Source organism: Nonomuraea sp. NPDC049028 (assembly GCF_043197735.1).
GTDB lineage: Bacteria > Actinomycetota > Actinomycetes > Streptosporangiales > Streptosporangiaceae > Nonomuraea.
On the sequence record NZ_JBICTR010000030.1, the window covers coordinates 20,072 to 36,370 of the forward strand.

Sequence of the window (16,299 nt, forward strand, 5' to 3'; positions counted from 1 at the left end):
GATCGCCGATACGGCCGCGTACCGTACTCATCACGGCCGTCGGATGGCTGATCGCCATCGCCTTCGTCGCGCCGTACCTGCAGATGTTCCTGACCGCCCTCAAACCGGCACCCGAACTGATGCAGTCGCCACCCTCCTACCTCCCCAGCACATGGGAGTGGGCGAACTTCGTGAATGTTTGGAAGGTGAACGATCCCAAGATCTGGGCGGCCCTGAGGTTCTCACTCCAGGTCTCAGGCGCAGCTACCGTCCTGGCGTTGGCCGTGGGCTTGCCGACGGCCTACTACACGGCGCGCAACCAATACCGCGGACGTGGCGCGTTCCTGTTCGTCGTGCTGGTCACGCAGATGTTCGCACCGACCGCATTGCTGGTCGGTATCTACCGTGAGCTCGTCGCACTGGACTGGACGGACACGAGCCAGGCGCTGATCGTCGTGAACGCCGCGTTCAACCTGCCGTTCTGCGTATGGATTCTGAACGCCTACTTCTCCTGCATCCCGAAGGAAATGGAGCAGGCAGCCTACCTCGACGGCGCCGGCCGCCTCACGGCCTTCACCCGCGTGATGCTTCCGCTGGCCATGCCCGGCGTGGTGACGGCGGCCGTCTACACATTCATCGGGACCTGGAACGAATACATCGTGGCCATCACCGTGACGTCCTCGAACGACCGGATGACCCTCACGAGGGCGATCCCCGGGTTCGTCACCCAGTATCACGAGCAGTGGCAGTACTTGTTCGCTGTCTCGCTCATCGCGATCGTCCCCGTCGTCATCCTCTTTGCTTCGATCGAACGCTATCTCGTCGGCGGTCTGACCGCCGGGAGCGTCAAATAGCCACGGCCAAGCCCTCGATCGGACTCGGCTGATGTCGGCAGGCAAGCCGCAGCATGAGGTTCTCAACCTGCGCGCCGTCCCGGCACAGGCACAAACCTTCACGACCTATTCGCGATGTCGGCCCTCAGCCAAGGACCCCGGATAACGATGCGAGTCGTCTCTCCTTGGAAGGCCCGGAGCCTTGATCATCTAAGCACATGGCCCTCAACGAGAGTTCGGATAACCTGAGATGAACACTTCGGCGGATCCCGCCGCGATCGGCATCGACCTCGGAGCCACCCACATCCGCGCCGCGATCGTAGCGGCCGACGGCACGGCGTCGAGCGTCGTGCGACACATCCTGCCCACCGACGCCGCAGCCCGCAGGCAGGCCGCCGCGGACATCGCGCTCCACCTGCTCGACCGCCATCCGGACCGGTGGATCCACGCCATCGGCCTGGCCGTCGCGGGAACCGTCGCCGACGGCGTGCTGACCTCGTCGGCGAACCTCGGCATGCAAGCCGTTGACTACCGCACCGAGATTCACGCGGCGACCGGGCGCGCGGCGACCGTGCTGAACGACGCGCGCGCCGCCGCCACAGCCGAAGCACGTCTCGTAGACGGGGCCAAGACGGCCACCATCCTCATGGTGACCGTCGGCACAGGCATCGGCGGCGGCCTCGTCGTCAACGGTGCCCTGCACGGCGGCACTGGCGACGCCGGCGAGATCGGCCACATCGTCGTCGATCCGAGCGGGCCCCCCTGCGGTTGCGGTCGCCGCGGGTGCTGGGAGCAGGTGGCTGGTGGCCTCGCACTGGATGCCGCGGCGTCGGAAGAAGCACGGGCCAACCCTGGCGGGCGGATCGCTGCAATCGCCGGCGACTGCCACCCCAGCGCCGCAGACTTGGCCCAAGCCGCCGCCGAAGGCGACAGCGCCGCCATGGGTGTCGTCGCCCGCCATGCAGAGCTGTTCGCCGCCGGCCTCGACAACGTCTGCGCCATCGTTGCCCCGCATGTGCTCATCCACGGCGGAGGAATCATGACCAGGCCTGGCCCGATCAGGGACGCCTACCTCGCGGCGACGCGTACGCTGCGCTGGCATAAGGGAGACATCCAGTCGGCAGTCCTGGGCGACAACGCGGGCATGATCGGGGCTGCCCTGGCAACCTGGGACAACAGCTAAAGGGTGCCGCGAAAGGTGGTGAGTGGGCAGGTCAAGGCGGATCCACAGGCTGTGTTGCTCATGTCGTGAGGGCGAGGTCGTGCATGTGGGCGACGGCCTGGATGGCGTTGTGGAGACTGCTTTCCCTTGTGCAGGCAGTCCCGAACGATCTTGTAGCGGCTGTACACCAGCCGGATGCGCGAGGGCGTCACACCCATCCCGGTCGAGGAGTACCGCGGCATCGGCCAGCCCTGGACATCGGCCGCCCCCGCGAACACGACCTGCGCACCATCCTGAACGCCATCCTCTACGTCGACCGCACCAGCATCCCCTGGCGCTACCTGCCCCCACGAGTACCCACCGTTTATGTGCAATCAGAGCCGTTAGTTCTACAGTCCCATGCCGTCATCGTGACTATGCCGAGTGTCGAGCCGCGGGAGCTGGCTGAGCAGGGCTTCCGCCGCCGGCTGCTCGGCATATTCACAGACTTTCGAGGAACGCGAGGACCTGGTCGGTGGGGTGGTAGCGGCCTGGAGGAGCTCGCTGGGGCGTAGTAGGGGCGAGGGCCTTCTCCTTGATGTTCATGTCGGCATGGAGGTAGGCGTCGGTGGAGCGGACGCCGACGTGGCCGAGCCAAAGGGCGATCACGGAGGTGTCGACACCGGCCTGGAGCAGGGACATGGCGCAGGTATGGCGCAGAACATGCGGGTGCAGCCGCTTGCCCTGCAGCGACGGGCAGCGCGACGCAGCGGTTGCGGCGTGGGTGTTGATGCGCAGCGCGATGGCGTCTCGGCTGAGTCGCCGTCCCGTGCGGGTGGGGAAGAGCGGATCATCGGAGCGTCCGTTGCGTTCGGTATAGTCCCGGCACCCCGATGCGGACCAGCAGTTCGTCGGGCATCTTCCGGCCTGCAACCGCCGCACGGTGAGCGTGACCACTCCGTCGTCCACAGCGTGTCACCGCGTTGGTCGAAACGGTCAAACACTGCGCTTTGTGGGTTTGGTCGCTCAGCGTCGGCTGGCGACAGCGCTCTGGTGGGCATCGCGCAGGTCGCGACACTGCGCGTGCGGCTTCGCGCTTGTTCCGCAGGCGGGCGATCTTCCCTGTTGTAAGCCGAGCCCGACAAAAACTTCCCCGTCTGCAGGGCGCTGCACAGTATGCCCCACTTCTTCAGCGCAGCGGCCAGGGTGTTCTGGGGTGCCTGAGCAGTTGGTTTCTTCCCGGAATTCCGAGTGCTTCGCTCGGCCTGCTGCGGGTCTGGGCGCCGGATGTCGTCGGGCCTTCATGTCTTGGCCGCGAGGAACTCCCTGGCCATGGACAGCGCTACCGAGGTCGCGCCGTACAGGGAGACTGCTTCGCCCAGTTCGGTGGTCTCGATACGCGGCGGGTAAGGGATGAGGGATTCGACGACGCCCTGCACCATCTCCCGTACGCGGAGGTTGGCCCCGATACCACCGCCAAGCACGACGAGACCCGGGTCGACGACGGCGCAGATGCTGGCGATAGCGAGCCCGATCCAGTTTCCCGCTGCCTTGACCAGTGCCTGCGCGGCAGGGTCGCCGTCCTCGGCGCGCAGGAAGATTTCAGCGACGCCGCGCGGGGGATGCTCCTGCCAGCCGCGATTCTGCCGGGCCATAGCAAGCAGGGTGGCCGCCCCGGTCTGGTCCTCCAGACCACCGCGTACGCGGTGGCGGGTGTCCAGCGGGTCTTCAGCGAGCGGCAGGAAGGAGATCTCCCCCGCCGCGCCGTTGCTGCCACGCCACAACTGATCGTTGTGGATGAGTCCCATGCCAATGCCGGCACCGATGCCCACGAAAGCGAAGGTGTCGACGGCGCGGCCGAGACCACGCCACTTCTCGCCGACCGCGGCCATGTTCACGTTGTTCTCAACGTAGACCCGCGTCGTGAACACCTCTCGCAGCGACCGGGTCAGATCAAATCCGTCTCGCACGAAGATGTTCGGCGCGAGACTGACCAGTTGAGTGACAGGGTCGACGACGCCGGGGGCGGCCACGCCGATCGCCAGGAGGGAGGACTCAGCGAGACCCGCCTTGGCCAGCACCTCGTGGACCAGTTCGACAAGCTGGACGGGCAGGGCTTCCTCGCCGGTGCGTGTCTCAGCCCGGACCTCGGCGTGGCTCTCGCCGTACAGGTCGGCGCAGGAGACCCGTACGCTCGACCCCCCGACGTCGATGGCGACGACGAAGCCGACCGAGGGTTGGATAGCGTAGGCGATCGGCACCCGGCCGGTGTTGCCCCGCACGTCGCCGTTCTCGGCGATGAGCCCCGTTTCCAGCAGGCGGCGCACGGCCTGCGACACCGTCGGCTTCGACAAGCCGGTGGCCTTCGCGATGGCTGGCCGGGTGGTCGACCCCGCCGCCGCGATGGCCTCCAGCACAAGTTGCTCACTCAGTCCGCGGAGTGAGCGCATGTCCGCTCGCCCAGCCGGTCCCGTCTCCGGGGTCATGTCGTCAATCCTCTCAAAAGCCAACCGGTCCGCCCAGCGTCGACCCGCCCCGCCGGTTCCGTGTGATCACGATGTTAAACGGTTTCTCAAGGCATGTGGTGACCGTTGACGCCTAGGGGGGTTGTTTGTTAGGAAACATACTAACAAACTCTGAAGCTTTCGCGTAGCTCACCGAGAGAGGACAGCGACGTTGCACGCAGTAACTGGGGCCCAGATCGTTCACCGGCATGAAGCAGAGGCGTTCATGGAGGGCGATGAGTTCGCCCTGAAGTACTTCCATTCAGACCGGCTGGTCTTCGCGTACTCGACCATGCCTCCCGGCGGCAAGTCCGCCTTCGACCCGGGCCACGTTGGAGCGGACGAGGTCGTCTACGTGGTCAAGGGCCAGATCCTCATCCAGATCGGCGACAAGGGCGACTTCGTCAACCTCCGCGAGGGCGATGCCGCCCTCATCGAGGACTCCGTTCCCCACACCGTGTACAACCCCGGCCCGGCGCAGGCGGAGATGACCTGGTCGACCGCCCCCGTCCTCGGCCGCGCCGACCGCCTGACGGGAGACTAGACGATGACCTCACCAAACCAGATCACCCGGGAGGACCAGGCGGGGGCGTTCCGCAGAATCGCAGTCGAGATCGGCGGCACATTCACCGACTGTGCGTTCGAGACCGAGCAGGGCGCCCTGCTGTGCGCCAAGGTCCCCTCCACCCCCGGCTCGCCCGAGTTGTCCGTACAGCACGCGCTGGAGCGGATGTCCACCAGCCTGGAGCAGACACAGGAGTTCCTGCACGGCTCAACGGTCGCCACCAACGCGGTCATCGAACGCAAGGGCGCGCCCACCGCGTTCGTGACCACTGAGGGATTCCGGGACATCTTGGAGCTCCAGCGAGGCGCCCGAACCAATATCTACGACCTGCAGTACGTCAAGCCGGCGCCGCTCGTCACGCGAGACCACGCGCACGAGGTCACCGAACGGATCACCGCCGCCGGCGAAGTATTGACCCCGCTGGCGCCCGACTCGCTCGACGCCCTCGCTCGACGGCTGGAGACGAGCGGGGTGCGTGCGGTCGCCGTGACGCTATTGCACAGCTACGCCAACGCCGAGCACGAGACCCGCGTGCAGGAATACCTGAACCGGGCACTCCCCGGGCTCTGGGTCGACATCTCATCGGACGTCGCCCCTGAGTTCCGTGAGTACGAACGCGCCTCCACCACGGCCATGAGCGCGTACCTGGGACCGCGCATCTCCACCTACCTGTCGCAGTTGCACGAAGACCTAGGCGCGCGCGGCTTCGCCGGAAGGTTCATGGTGATGAAGTCCTCCGGCGGCCTGCAGCACATCGGCCACAGCCACGTCCGCCCAGTCGAGATGCTCGAATCAGGACCGGTGGCCGGCGCGGGCGGCGCCGCGGAGATCGCGCTGCGGGCTGGAGTCCGCTCGGTCATCACCTTCGACATGGGCGGCACGTCCACTGACATCGCCGTCATCGATGACGGGCGGCTCCGCTACGCGTCGCAGTCAACCCTCGACGGACTCCCCGTCCGCTCGCCGACGGCCGACATAAGCTCGGTCGGCGCGGGTGGCGGCTCGATCGCGTCGATCGACGCGGGCGGGCTCCTGCAGGTCGGCCCGGAAAGCGCGGGGGCCGACCCCGGACCGGCCTGCTACGGCAGGGGCGGCACACGCCCCACCGTGACGGACGCGCACGTGGTACGTGGCGTGATCCGGCCGGAGAGCTTCATCGGCGGCGAGTGGACGCTGGACGGCGCGGCCGCCGAGCGGGCCATCGCCGCCCTCGCCGACGACCTCGGCGCCACAGTGCCAGAGGCGGCCGAGGCCGTGGTGCGGCTCGCCGACGAGAACACCATCAACGCGATCCGCATCGTGACCATGGAACGAGGACTCGACCCGCGTGACTACACCCTGGTGGCGTACGGCGGCGCCGGTCCGCTCCACGCCGCCCGGGTGGCCGAGGAACTGGGCTGCCCCGAGGTGCTGGTCCCACCGAACGCGGGGATGCTGTCCGCATTCGGGCTACTGGTCGCGCCACTGCAGGCCACCCGGACCGCCACCCGCATCCGCCCGGCCGCCGAATGGGCCCCCCAGGACCTGGAGGAGCTCTACCAGAGCCTCGACGCCCAGGTCCGCGCCGAACTGCGGGATATGGGCGCACCGGAGGAGGCCATCCAGCTGACCCGGATCCTCGAAGGCCGCTACATCGGCCAGGCGTACGAACTGTCAGTCCTCGCCGGAGCCCCGGCCCACATCCCCGACCTGGTTTCGGGATTCCACCAGGCGCACGAGGAGCGCTACTCCCGCTCCCGCCGATCCGAGCCGATCGAGTTCGTGTCCTACCGGGTGCGGGGCGAATGCCAGCGCGACTTCGCCGACCTGGCGTCGATGACGTATCCGTCGCAGGCCACCGGCGGCGGCGCGCAGAGCGCCGACATCAAGGGCTCGGACGGGAACCTGACGGCGGTCTTCACCGGCCGGGCGCGGCTGTCAGCCGGGGACGAGCTGGTCGGCCCCGCCGTCGTCGAGGAGAGCACCTCAGCCTGCTACGTCCCACGCGGCTGGACAGCGCGCGTGGACGAACACTCGAACCTGCGGTTGTCCAGGAGGAACCCATGACACTCCTCGATCCAGTTACCTTCGCGGTGCTGACGAAGAACTTTGTAGCGATCGCCCGCGAGATGAGCACCAATCTGCTGCGCTCGGCCTACTCTCCCGTCATCCGGGAAGCGGCGGACGCCTCGACCGCGTTCCTCGACCCCCAGGGCCGGGTCATCGCGCAGGCCGAGAACATCCCGCTGCACCTGAACTCGATGCCGCCGGCGTTCGCCGCGTGCCAGGCGGCACTCGGCGCACCGGCCGACGACGACGAGGTCTGGATCAACAACGACCCGTATTCGGGCGGGCAGCACCTCTCCGACATCTTCCTGTTCCGTCCGGTCTTCCACGAAGGCAGGCTGATCGGCTACACGGCGAGCGTCGGCCACTACATCGACCTCGGCCACTCGCTCGGCTTCAACCTCCGTGCCCGGGACATGTACGAGGAGCGCATGCGTTTCGCGCCGATGCGGTTCTCGCTGAGCCGGGACTGGAACGACGGCATCCTCCCGAAGATCATCGAGTCGAACGTACGCATGCCTCGCTATGTGCTCGGCGACCTGGACGCCCAGCTCACCGCCAACGCCATAGGCGCCGACCGGCTGCGCAGCCTCGCCTCTAAGTACGGTACCGACACGCTGCTGCACGCCTTCGATGACTACCTGGATTACGCCGAGAGACGGACCCGGGCCCAGATCCACGAGCTTCCGGACGGTGTGTTCGAAGCCGAGGACTGGGTGGACGATGACGGCCTCGGACCAGACGCCATCCCCGTGCGCGTGCAGATCCGCATCGCGGGGGACCAGATCCACGTCGCCTTCGCCGGCACCGGGGCCCAGGTCAGGGGCGCCATCAACTGCCCGCTGGCTTCGACCGTGTCCGCCGCGATGAGCGCGATCAAGTCCGCGCTGAACGACCTGGACCTGCCCCTCAACGCCGGCTGCTACCGCCCGGTCACGATCGAGCACCCGCCGCTCGGTTCCATCCTCAATCCGGCATCACCCGCTCCGGTCGAAGCCCGTGCCCTGCCGGTCATCCGAGTGTTCTCCGCGGTGATCAAGGCGCTGGCGAAGGCGGCGCCGGAACGGGTGGCCGCCACCGGTTACGACACCCGTACCTCCATCGACCTGCACCACACCACCTCGCAGGGGCACAGCGGATTCTCCGATCTGTACGGCGGCGGGTACGGCGCCAGCCACCGCCACGACGGCGCCGACCAGGTTGATGACCCTCTGGGAAACTGCACGAACACGCCGGTGGAGGCGTTGGAGAACTCGCAGGACTTCTTCCGTGTCACGCACTACGGTCTGCTGCGCGACTCCGGCGGGCCGGGCCGCACACGCGGCGGGATGGGGGCGAGCCGGGGCTATGAGATCCTTCGCGACAACATCTACATGACTGCCTACTCCGACCGCTTCACGACCCGGCCGGAGGGACTGCTCGGCGGTGAGCCGGGCACGACCGCCGCCATCGGCGTGAACCGCGCCAGCGGCGAGCACGAGGAATTCCCGAGCAAAGGCTCGACCGTACTGAACCGGGGCGACGTCGTCACGGTCGCGGTCGGCGGGGGCGGCGGGTACGGCGATGCGCGAGAGCGGCCAGTCGAACTCGTTGAGCGCGACCTGCGCGAGGACCGCGTGAGCGCCGAGGCCGCGAAGATCCACTACGGGTACGACACATGAGCACGCGAGACGGTGTCCTCGACGCGACCACGACGCGACCCGAGGTAAAACTGGCCTTCCGCGATGTGGCCATGATCTATCAGGCCGACGGCGGCCCGGTCACGGCGCTCAAGGACGTCAACTTCGACGTGCGGGCGAGAGAGTTCCTGTGCGTGGTCGGTTCCTCCGGGGGCGGCAAGTCGACCCTGCTGCATATCGCGGCCGGGCTGGTGCGGCAGACCTCGGGCGAAGTGCTCCTGGACGGGCACCCCGTACGGGGTGCCGGGGCCGACCGGGCCATGGTGTTCCAGGATGACGCGGTCTTCCCGTGGCTGCGCGTCCACCAAAACGTCGAGTACGGACTGAAGGCCCAAGGCCTGCCCAAAAAGCAGCGATGTGACCGGGTCGAGAAGATGCTCGCCCTGGTGGGCCTGCGTGACTGGCGCTTGATGTACCCGAGGCAGCTGTCGGGCGGGATGCGCAAACGTGTCGACATCGCCCGCGCGTTCGCGGGCCGAGCGGACGTGGTGCTCATGGACGAGCCGTTCGGAGGGCTGGACACGGTCACTCGGGCAAGCCTCCAGGAGGAGGTTCTCCGAATCTGGGACACCGAGCGGAAGACCATCGTGTTCGTCACACACGACCTTGAGGAGGCGGTGTTCCTGGCCGACAGGATCGTGCTGCTCCGCCCGTCCCACCCGCCCCTCATCTACGACAACGACCTGCCCCGGCCCCGCACCGACGAGTTGCGGACCTCCCGCGACCTGCAGGATCGCCGACGAGAACTGTCCCGGCTCATGTTGCAAGCGCCAGACCCGGACCGGAGCTCCCATGGCCCATCACACCACGAGCACTGATCCCACCCGTGCGGCCGCACCCGCGCGAGCGGCGCAATCCCCGCTGGACGGAGGAAAGGGTCGGCTGCGGCGCACGGTTCGCACGCTGGCGCGGCGGACGATCCCACTGCTCGTGGTCGCCGCCGCCTGGGCCGCGATCAGCCGCCTGGCCACGATCGACCCCTTGTTCCTGCCCAGCCCCGGCCTGGTGTGGAACGCCTTCACCGATATGGCGCCGCTGCTGCCGGGCGCCATCGCCTACTCGATGGGCACCTTGCTCACCGGATTCGCGGCTGGCTGCGCGGCGGCGATACTCCTCGGGCTGGCAATGGCCTACAGCAAGATCATACGATACTCCATCGAGGGCCTGGTCGACGCCCTGCGGCCCGTACCCGTCTTCGCACTCATCCCGCTGTTCATGCTGTGGCTGGGCATCGGGCGCCCGCCGCAGGTCCTGCTCGTCGCGTTCGGGTGCTTCGTGATCGTCGTCGTGAGCACCTCGGAGGCCATCCGCAACGTGCCCGCGATCTTCATGAACGCGGCCAGCACCCTGGGCGCAAGCCGCGCCCGTGTCTACCGCACCGTGGTCGTGCCGGCTATCACCCCGCAGATCCTTGGGGGCGTACGCGCCGCGGGCTCGGCGGCGTTCGGCTTGGAGGTGGCGGCCGAGCTCATCGGCGCCCAGGACGGCCTCGGGCACATGATGATCACCAATCAGCTGTACCTGCGCACCGAAGGCATCCTCGTCGCGATCGCCGTCTTCACCCTGCTTGCTCTGATCCTCGACGCAATCATCCGCTTCGCCGGCGGCAGGCTCGTCCGCTGGTCCGGACGCGGCCCCGCCTGATCCGAGAAAGACGCACGACCATGCAAATGACACGAAGGCGTTTCCTATCCGCCACAGGCTCCACCGCCACCGCAGCCGCCCTGCTGAGCGCGCTGTCCAGCTGCGGCTCGCCGCGGACATCGAGCTCACCGGGCACCCGCGACAGCGGCGCGGTAACGCTGGGCGTCCTGCCGTTCCTCGACTACGTCGCCTGGCAGGCGACCAAGCACCTGGGCATCGACAAGACCATCGACCTGCAGCTTGAACTGCAGCAATTCTCGCTGGAGCCGGGTGAGACGACAGCCCTCGCCCGGGGCACCTGCGACGTCGCCAGCGGCGCGCTCGGTTCGCTCGTACCGCTGCAGCCCAAGACACCGGATATGAGGATCATCGGCACGACCTCCCAATTCCGAGGTTTCGCCTTTATCGTCCGCAGCGAGGACGGTTTCCGCCCATATGCGCCACCGGCCGACGGCGCGGCCCAGAAGGAGGCGAGTAAGGCGGCGATCGCACAGCTTCGCGGCAAGAAGATCGTCACGATCCCATCGAGCTTCCAGGCCACGATCGACGGCACGCTCACAACCGCGGGGCTCACCGAGAAGGATGTCACGATCCTCTCCTTCGACCAATCCGCGAGCGCCGCCATCGCCTTCATCCGTGGCGAGGGCGACGTCTTTCTAGGCGGCCTGCCTGAGACGGTCCGGCTGCTCACCGGCGCCAACAAGGGCAAGTACCTGCCGCTGGTGCAGAACCAGCAGATCGGCGAGGCAGGGCTCTGGTACTCCAACTTCGCCACAACGACGAAGATGCTCGATCAGCGGCACGAGATCGTGTTGAAGCTCATCGCCGTCTGGTACCGCACGGCACGATACATCCGCGAGCGCCCCGACGACGCGCTAGGCCCGATGGTGGACTATCTCAACCGGCAAACCGGAGGCGGGCTCACCCTTCAGGATGCCAAGAACCAGATCCCCGCCTTCGTTTACTTCCCCACACTCGATGAGGCCAAGAAAACGGTGTACGACTCCACCTCCGACACCTACTGGCGCAAGTGCTTCGACTACCAAGCCGCAGCCAACGAGAAGGCTGGCCACGTCCCCGCAGGCTTCCCGGCCGACTGGATCATCGCGGAGAACCTGTTCACCGAGCTGCTCGGCAAGAAGGAGCTCGTCGACTTCGTCAACTCCAGCCTGTGATCCAGCACCAGGCGTTCGGTATGGGCGTCCGAGGCCTTCCCCTCCGGACGCCCGTCTCGACAGCCGACGCTCCGCGCCAGAATGCCGGGCAGGTAGCGGTACGCGCTTGGCATAGACATCGGCTGCACCAAGATCCATGCGGCTGGCCGACGGCACCGACCGGATCGCGTGCATGGCCCGCGAGCTCCCAAGCCGCAGCGATGGCCTTCGCGGAGCATCTGGTTCTCGTCACCGACGCCGCAGCGGCCGCGGGCATGACACCCGGCCGATGCCAGCTCGGTGGTCGATCCGTCCACACCGAGAGCTGCCGCCCGCCGACACTGGCCGACAGAGAGAGGCGCTGCGCATGAACCACGCGCTAGCGAACGCCGTCCAGCTGGGTCTGCCGCTGCTGGACGCGGTGGCCGCCACGACATCACGCCCGGCCGACCTGCTCGCCCGCCCGGGCCTCGGACACATCAAGGACGGCCGCGCATGCCGATCTGGGGGGCTGAACGACAATCTCGACACAAAGACAACATGGCACTTCCCACAACTCGACTCAGGAGACACCACCAGATGACGACAACCCTGACCGCTGTCACGACCACCATCGACCAGCTCGACATCGCCCTGACAACAGGGAGATCAGATCGTTCACGCGAGGATTCAAAGGACCGAGACCATGTGCCAGCACCAACCACCCTGTCCATCCGCATACGCAACCGATCATGACGCGGCGCGTCTGGTGGCTTACCACCCCGAGCAGAACTGGGGTCTGCTCTGCAACGGTGTCATCGTCTTCGACGACACCGGCGAACTGCTGCCCGATGGACGGAGCATCCCTGCCCACCGCACCCTCTGCGCAGGTGCGGCATGAACCCGAGGAAACCGATCATTGCCACATCGGCAACCGGGCTCATGCAAGCCTACACCAGGCTAAAAGCCCTTGTCTGCCACATCGATACACCGCTTGATGTGCCTGGCGTCGACATGGCCACCTGGCCGCTGCCGCCCGGCCGGTCCTGTGTGCGCAGGGCGCGACGATTGACCCGCGCCCAGCTGACCGACTGGCATGTCAACCGCCACAGCAAGAGCGCTGACCTGCTCGTCAGCGCACTGGTCGCCAGGGCATACCGCCACGGGAGAGGACCGATCCGGCTCACGCTGTGGACAATGGACGGCACGCTACGCTGCGAGGTCGAGCACGCCGATCCAGCCCTCCCTCACACAGGCCACACCGGCCAGGACGACGAACAAGGCCATTGGCTGAGTTTGATCGACCAGTTCGCCTGCTGCTGGGGCGCCACACCCACCGCTGCCGGCAAGGCCGTCTGGTTCGAGCTGCCAGAGAGCCCGCGCGCGGCCGACGAGCTCACCCGACGTTTCGGCGCCGACCAGCACCGCGGCGTCTCCGTCTCGAACCCCCGGGCGTAGCCTGGCGTGGGGGAATGGGCGGGCCCCTATCCTGCTGGCGCAGCGGCACAGCGACCCGATGAGTGCGAGCGTGGCGGTGTTCGAGCGCGAGCCTGCAAAGGGTGCTCACGTGCCCGGCCGCCGCAGTGACCGGATCCACGGTCGCGGCGCTCGCACGGTGGGCGGGGTAGCGCTTTACCGGCACGCCTCTGCCCGGCCGCGAATACTCGGGAGACCGAGGATGTCCTTGCTCAGGCGTCCGGGTCCTCGTAGCGCTCAAAGCGGTGACGCGATCGTCGCTTGCTCGGTCACGGCCGCGGCGGTAACCGCCTGCTCGCGTCGCTGGTGTTCGGCGGCCAGTTCCTGGCGGAGCCGTTCGATCTCCTGGGCGTGCGCCGCGACGTACCGAGGGCCTGGTCGCGTTCGTGCTCGACCGTGCGTGCTCGCTTCTGCTGGGATTGGAACTGATGGCGCAGGTCAGTGAGCGGACGAACATAGGAGCACCGCGACACTTCGCCCCGAGGGACACTCTTGGGAGACACTCAAGCTCGACCTATCTCCCATGCAGGCTTAGACCTGCGCTTACACCCTTGGGGGACAGAAGAGACACCCTGTAGAGAAGTTCGGATAACCGAGGTGCACCAGCGCGCCGAGCTGGATGGCCAGTTGCGGCATTCGTGGACGAGCTGACACCACAGCCCGCCCAAGTCGCGGGTGCGGACGTAAGTAGAACTCAAACCCGTCCTTCTCGGCGTGCTCGCGAGCGAGCGCTGCCACGCCTGGCCACTCGATCGGCTCCCCGGATGGGGTTTTGCCGAGGTCGTTGTGGAGCACGACGACGCGGCCGGTGTAGCCCTGATCCTTGATCAGCTTGGCGACGTGGGCGAGCAACGCCATGGAGTTCTTGCCTGCGCTGGAGTTGCTGACGTTATGGACGCGGTTCTGATGTGTTCAGTCGGATGCGCTGTGACCCGACTCTCGCCGTCCGCAGCGCGAGGCAGGTTGGTTGAGGCATTCTTCGTGGTGTCGCGCGCCCGGCGACTGGCGATCAGTCGTCGGGCGCGCTGGCTTCGAGTGGATCGTTTGGCTCGTGAACGGCCTGGAGCAGCTGATCTATTTGCTGCTGAGTCGTGGCATCGTCTGCGATGGCGGCTTCTGCGCGGTCGAGCGCCTGACGGACACGGGAGTCGAGATCGACGCGAGTACTTGGTTCGCGACGCGGACTCACTTTCTAACCTCAGGCTTTCGCGGTGAATTTCGCGCAGGTTGATCGACTGCATAAGAAAAGTGCTTCTGAGCTGGGAGGATGGGGCTTGTCTAGAGTCCTGTCCCCGCCAGATCGAGAAGCACTTTCCACGTGAAGACTATCGCCTCCCACCGCACCATCACCGCCTCCGCCGACGGCACCGGGCTGCTATCCCATGCCGGGAGCCTGCTGCTGCTCAAGACCCTGCACCTCACAGGCCTGGACCGGGCGTTGTCGGCCCAGCTGGAGCGCTGGCGGCCGGAACGGGCGGTGCACGACCCCGGCAAGATCGTGGCCGACTTGGCGGTCAGTCTTGCCCTCGGCGGTGACTGCCTGGCCGACATCGCCCTGTTGCGCGCCCAGCCCGACCTGTTCGGCCCGGTCGCCTCCGACCCGACCGTCTCCCGCCTGATCGACCGGCTCGCCCGCGACGAGGTCAAGGCGCTCAAGGCCCTGCGCGCCGCTCGCGCCGCTGCTCGCCAACGCGCCTGGGACCTGGCAGGAACCGCAGCGCCGGGTAGCGACGGCGAGCTGATCCCCATCGACATCGACGCCACCATCGTCATCGCCCACTCCGACAAACAACACGCCGCACCGACCTGGAAACACACCTTCGGCTTCCAGTGCGCCATGAGGCGCTCTGGCGTATCCCCGGCATAGCTGGGAGGGACTTGAAAGGAGGTTCCTGGGCCTAATGACTTACCCGATCCGGAAACGGTGACGGGACCAGAGCATGTCAGGAAACTGGCGGCCATGCCGAGACGCTGCGGATGGCGCGCCAGGAGGCCCGCGTGACATGGCGAAAGCTGGAATGCCTGAACCCCAATCTCCAGCGGAGGCAACGGAGACTCCACCGGCAAGGCGTCTGAGGCCGGTGCCGTCGACTGCGGTGGCTTGATGGAAGGGCCGCCGCACCTTTCAGTCGGCGGAGCGACGCCCAGTCAGGGTGTTGAAGGAGATGAGTGGGGCGCCTACCTCACGCTGTTACGGGGTGCCTGTAAGACTGCTGTCACCGGGTACACGCGATTGCGTTTTGCGCAGGTCAGAGGGCAAACAGCGGCACTGTGGGGATCTCGGGGGTCACAGATCCTCGATATAACCGGCGGCGACATCGTCGGGCGGGTTGGTGTAGAGGCGCAGGTAGCGATCGTTGGCGTGGCCGAGACGGCGTTCGAGTTCGGCGCGGTTATGGCCGGAGGCCTGCGAGAGCTGGAAGGCGAAGGTGTGCCGGGCGTCGTGCGGCCGCAGCACGCCGAGCCTGCGCTCGGGGTCGGACATCTGGGCGTCGTGTAGGCGGCCGATCTCGCCGACGATGGTGTTGATGGAGCGGGCCGAGAGGCGGCCGTCGGGGCGGCGGGCGGCGATGGAGGCGGCCGACAGCAGCAGCGCGGCCGCCGCGGTGCCAGCGACGGTGCTGGCGGCGGCGTCGCCGGGCCGCTCCTGGTCGAGGTAGTCGGCCAGCGCCTGGCGGGCGTCGCGGCCCAGGAACACGGTGCGGCTGGTGCGGCCCTTGCCTCGCACGCCGGCAAGGCGCGCCTTCTTGGCCTGGCGCAGCCGGTGCGGGTCGGCTGGCTCCAACTGGTCCAGGTCCAGGCCGACCATCTCGGCGCGGCGCAGCCCGGTACCGAACAGCAGGTAGATGATGGCCCGGTCGCGCAGCGGGCGAGCGTGGGCGTGGACCCGGGGCGTGGCGGCGCCGCGGTGACGGCGGCCCTTGAGCTCGTGGAAGGTCTCGATCCGGTCCACGACGTTCTTGACGGTGCGCACCTGGGCGGCGGCCAGCGCTCGCGGCTGCGGGGCGGGCAGTGGTAGCGGGGGGACTTTCTTGGTCGGGTCGCCGTGGCGCAGCAGAGCTTCGGGGGCGTGCGCGGTGATCCAGGTGAACAGCGCTGACAGGTGCGCGAGGTGGTTGTTGACGGTCGCTGGCGCCATCGGCGCGGGCAGGTTGTCGCGGCCGCGGTTGCTGGCGGCGGCCAGGTGGTCGCGCCAGGCTGTGATAGGAAATAACCTCTGTGTTCCCGCGTCCTGAGGCTGAGCGGGGCGCACCCCTTCTGACCTGTGACCTGGTGCTTCTGGTCGCCCCGTGCCGAGG

The 16,299-nt window shown here is 67.4% G+C and carries 19 protein-coding genes; 15 read left to right on the forward strand and 4 right to left on the reverse strand.

Features of this window, described 5'->3' with window-relative positions; genetic code table 11:
- Positions 1–83 precede the first annotated feature (83 nt).
- From ACGFJ2_RS58505 to ACGFJ2_RS58515, 3 genes are all read left to right on the forward strand, one after another.
- Positions 84–833 carry a carbohydrate ABC transporter permease gene (locus ACGFJ2_RS58505; protein ID WP_393483981.1) on the forward strand — a complete coding sequence of 250 codons (750 nt, stop codon included), beginning with the start codon at positions 84–86 and terminating at the stop codon, positions 831–833.
- Between the two features lie 229 nt (positions 834–1,062).
- Positions 1,063–1,995: an ROK family protein gene (locus tag ACGFJ2_RS58510; protein WP_393483984.1), complete on the forward strand. Its 933-nt coding sequence runs from the start codon at positions 1,063–1,065 to the stop codon at positions 1,993–1,995.
- A 101-nt stretch (positions 1,996–2,096) separates the two neighbouring features.
- On the forward strand, positions 2,097–2,528 hold the full coding sequence (locus ACGFJ2_RS58515) for a transposase (protein ID WP_393484016.1): 432 nt from the start codon (positions 2,097–2,099) through the stop codon (positions 2,526–2,528).
- Here ACGFJ2_RS58515 and ACGFJ2_RS58520 read toward each other — a convergent pair.
- Together ACGFJ2_RS58520 and ACGFJ2_RS58525 are read right to left on the reverse strand one after the other, a co-directional pair.
- Positions 2,455–2,922, reverse strand: coding sequence for a tyrosine-type recombinase/integrase (locus tag ACGFJ2_RS58520; protein ID WP_393483987.1), 468 nt, complete (start codon positions 2,920–2,922; stop codon positions 2,455–2,457). The genes ACGFJ2_RS58515 and ACGFJ2_RS58520 overlap by 74 nt on opposite strands.
- 332 nt (positions 2,923–3,254) lie before the next feature.
- Entirely contained in the window at positions 3,255–4,370 is a 1,116-nt protein-coding gene (locus ACGFJ2_RS58525; RefSeq protein WP_357961484.1) for an ROK family transcriptional regulator, read from the reverse strand.
- A 313-nt stretch (positions 4,371–4,683) separates the two neighbouring features.
- On the opposite strand from ACGFJ2_RS58525, the gene ACGFJ2_RS58530 reads away from it, so the two are divergent.
- From ACGFJ2_RS58530 to ACGFJ2_RS58575, 10 genes are all read left to right on the forward strand, one after another.
- The gene (locus ACGFJ2_RS58530) at positions 4,684–5,001 is read left to right on the forward strand and encodes a cupin domain-containing protein (protein ID WP_357961481.1); all 318 of its coding nucleotides are present in this window, start codon (positions 4,684–4,686) and stop codon (positions 4,999–5,001) included.
- A gap of 3 nt (positions 5,002–5,004) precedes the next feature.
- A complete protein-coding gene (locus tag ACGFJ2_RS58535) occupies positions 5,005–7,068 on the forward strand; it encodes a hydantoinase/oxoprolinase family protein (RefSeq protein WP_393483991.1) in 2,064 nt (687 codons plus the stop codon).
- Entirely contained in the window at positions 7,065–8,729 is a 1,665-nt protein-coding gene (locus ACGFJ2_RS58540) for a hydantoinase B/oxoprolinase family protein (protein WP_358205243.1), read from the forward strand. The genes ACGFJ2_RS58535 and ACGFJ2_RS58540 overlap by 4 nt, the downstream gene beginning before the upstream one ends.
- On the forward strand, positions 8,726–9,565 hold the full coding sequence (locus tag ACGFJ2_RS58545) for an ABC transporter ATP-binding protein (RefSeq protein ID WP_357961474.1): 840 nt from the start codon (positions 8,726–8,728) through the stop codon (positions 9,563–9,565). Before ACGFJ2_RS58540 ends, ACGFJ2_RS58545 begins: the two co-directional genes overlap by 4 nt.
- Complete coding sequence (locus tag ACGFJ2_RS58550) at positions 9,540–10,391, forward strand: ABC transporter permease (protein ID WP_393483995.1); 852 nt, start codon at positions 9,540–9,542, stop codon at positions 10,389–10,391. Before ACGFJ2_RS58545 ends, ACGFJ2_RS58550 begins: the two co-directional genes overlap by 26 nt.
- A gap of 26 nt (positions 10,392–10,417) precedes the next feature.
- Positions 10,418–11,566, forward strand: a complete 1,149-nt coding sequence (locus ACGFJ2_RS58555) for an ABC transporter substrate-binding protein (protein WP_393483998.1) — start codon at positions 10,418–10,420, stop codon at positions 11,564–11,566.
- 346 nt (positions 11,567–11,912) lie between these two features.
- Positions 11,913–12,128, forward strand: coding sequence for a hypothetical protein (locus ACGFJ2_RS58560; protein WP_357961465.1), 216 nt, complete (start codon positions 11,913–11,915; stop codon positions 12,126–12,128).
- Between the two features lie 102 nt (positions 12,129–12,230).
- Positions 12,231–12,425 carry a DUF5999 family protein gene (locus tag ACGFJ2_RS58565; protein ID WP_357961462.1) on the forward strand — a complete coding sequence of 65 codons (195 nt, stop codon included), beginning with the start codon at positions 12,231–12,233 and terminating at the stop codon, positions 12,423–12,425.
- A complete protein-coding gene (locus ACGFJ2_RS58570) occupies positions 12,422–12,982 on the forward strand; it encodes an ATP-binding protein (RefSeq protein WP_357961459.1) in 561 nt (186 codons plus the stop codon). Before ACGFJ2_RS58565 ends, ACGFJ2_RS58570 begins: the two co-directional genes overlap by 4 nt.
- A 279-nt stretch (positions 12,983–13,261) precedes the next feature.
- Positions 13,262–13,429 carry a hypothetical protein gene (locus tag ACGFJ2_RS58575; protein WP_393484003.1) on the forward strand — a complete coding sequence of 56 codons (168 nt, stop codon included), beginning with the start codon at positions 13,262–13,264 and terminating at the stop codon, positions 13,427–13,429.
- Between the two features lie 114 nt (positions 13,430–13,543).
- On the opposite strand, the gene ACGFJ2_RS58580 is transcribed toward ACGFJ2_RS58575, so the two are convergent.
- Positions 13,544–13,858 (reverse strand): hypothetical protein, encoded by a 315-nt coding sequence (locus tag ACGFJ2_RS58580; RefSeq protein WP_357961453.1) that lies wholly within the window; start codon positions 13,856–13,858, stop codon positions 13,544–13,546.
- A 193-nt stretch (positions 13,859–14,051) separates the two neighbouring features.
- Between ACGFJ2_RS58580 and ACGFJ2_RS58585 the strand changes: the two genes are divergently transcribed.
- On the forward strand, positions 14,052–14,231 hold the full coding sequence (locus ACGFJ2_RS58585; RefSeq protein ID WP_357961450.1) for a hypothetical protein: 180 nt from the start codon (positions 14,052–14,054) through the stop codon (positions 14,229–14,231).
- 87 nt (positions 14,232–14,318) lie between these two features.
- Complete coding sequence (locus ACGFJ2_RS58590; RefSeq protein WP_393484007.1) at positions 14,319–14,867, forward strand: transposase; 549 nt, start codon at positions 14,319–14,321, stop codon at positions 14,865–14,867.
- Positions 14,868–15,287: 420 nt separating this feature from the next.
- On the opposite strand, the gene ACGFJ2_RS58595 is transcribed toward ACGFJ2_RS58590, so the two are convergent.
- The gene (locus ACGFJ2_RS58595) at positions 15,288–16,139 is read right to left on the reverse strand and encodes a tyrosine-type recombinase/integrase (protein WP_393484010.1); all 852 of its coding nucleotides are present in this window, start codon (positions 16,137–16,139) and stop codon (positions 15,288–15,290) included.
- Between the last annotated feature and the right edge of the window lie 160 nt (positions 16,140–16,299).

Coding starts and splice junctions, on each gene's coding strand:
- ACGFJ2_RS58565 (WP_357961462.1), top strand. CDS start 12,231: ATGTGCCAGCACCAACCACCCTGTCCATCCGCATACGCAACCGATCAT.
- ACGFJ2_RS58505 (WP_393483981.1), top strand. CDS start 84: ATGTTCCTGACCGCCCTCAAACCGGCACCCGAACTGATGCAGTCGCCA.
- ACGFJ2_RS58530 (WP_357961481.1), top strand. CDS start 4,684: ATGGAGGGCGATGAGTTCGCCCTGAAGTACTTCCATTCAGACCGGCTG.
- ACGFJ2_RS58560 (WP_357961465.1), top strand. CDS start 11,913: ATGAACCACGCGCTAGCGAACGCCGTCCAGCTGGGTCTGCCGCTGCTG.
- ACGFJ2_RS58550 (WP_393483995.1), top strand. CDS start 9,540: ATGGCCCATCACACCACGAGCACTGATCCCACCCGTGCGGCCGCACCC.
- ACGFJ2_RS58595 (WP_393484010.1), bottom strand. CDS start 16,139: ATGGCGCCAGCGACCGTCAACAACCACCTCGCGCACCTGTCAGCGCTG.
- ACGFJ2_RS58540 (WP_358205243.1), top strand. CDS start 7,065: ATGACACTCCTCGATCCAGTTACCTTCGCGGTGCTGACGAAGAACTTT.
- ACGFJ2_RS58580 (WP_357961453.1), bottom strand. CDS start 13,858: ATGGCGTTGCTCGCCCACGTCGCCAAGCTGATCAAGGATCAGGGCTAC.
- ACGFJ2_RS58555 (WP_393483998.1), top strand. CDS start 10,418: ATGACACGAAGGCGTTTCCTATCCGCCACAGGCTCCACCGCCACCGCA.
- ACGFJ2_RS58510 (WP_393483984.1), top strand. CDS start 1,063: ATGAACACTTCGGCGGATCCCGCCGCGATCGGCATCGACCTCGGAGCC.
- ACGFJ2_RS58535 (WP_393483991.1), top strand. CDS start 5,005: ATGACCTCACCAAACCAGATCACCCGGGAGGACCAGGCGGGGGCGTTC.
- ACGFJ2_RS58570 (WP_357961459.1), top strand. CDS start 12,422: ATGAACCCGAGGAAACCGATCATTGCCACATCGGCAACCGGGCTCATG.
- ACGFJ2_RS58515 (WP_393484016.1), top strand. CDS start 2,097: ATGGCGTTGTGGAGACTGCTTTCCCTTGTGCAGGCAGTCCCGAACGAT.
- ACGFJ2_RS58545 (WP_357961474.1), top strand. CDS start 8,726: ATGAGCACGCGAGACGGTGTCCTCGACGCGACCACGACGCGACCCGAG.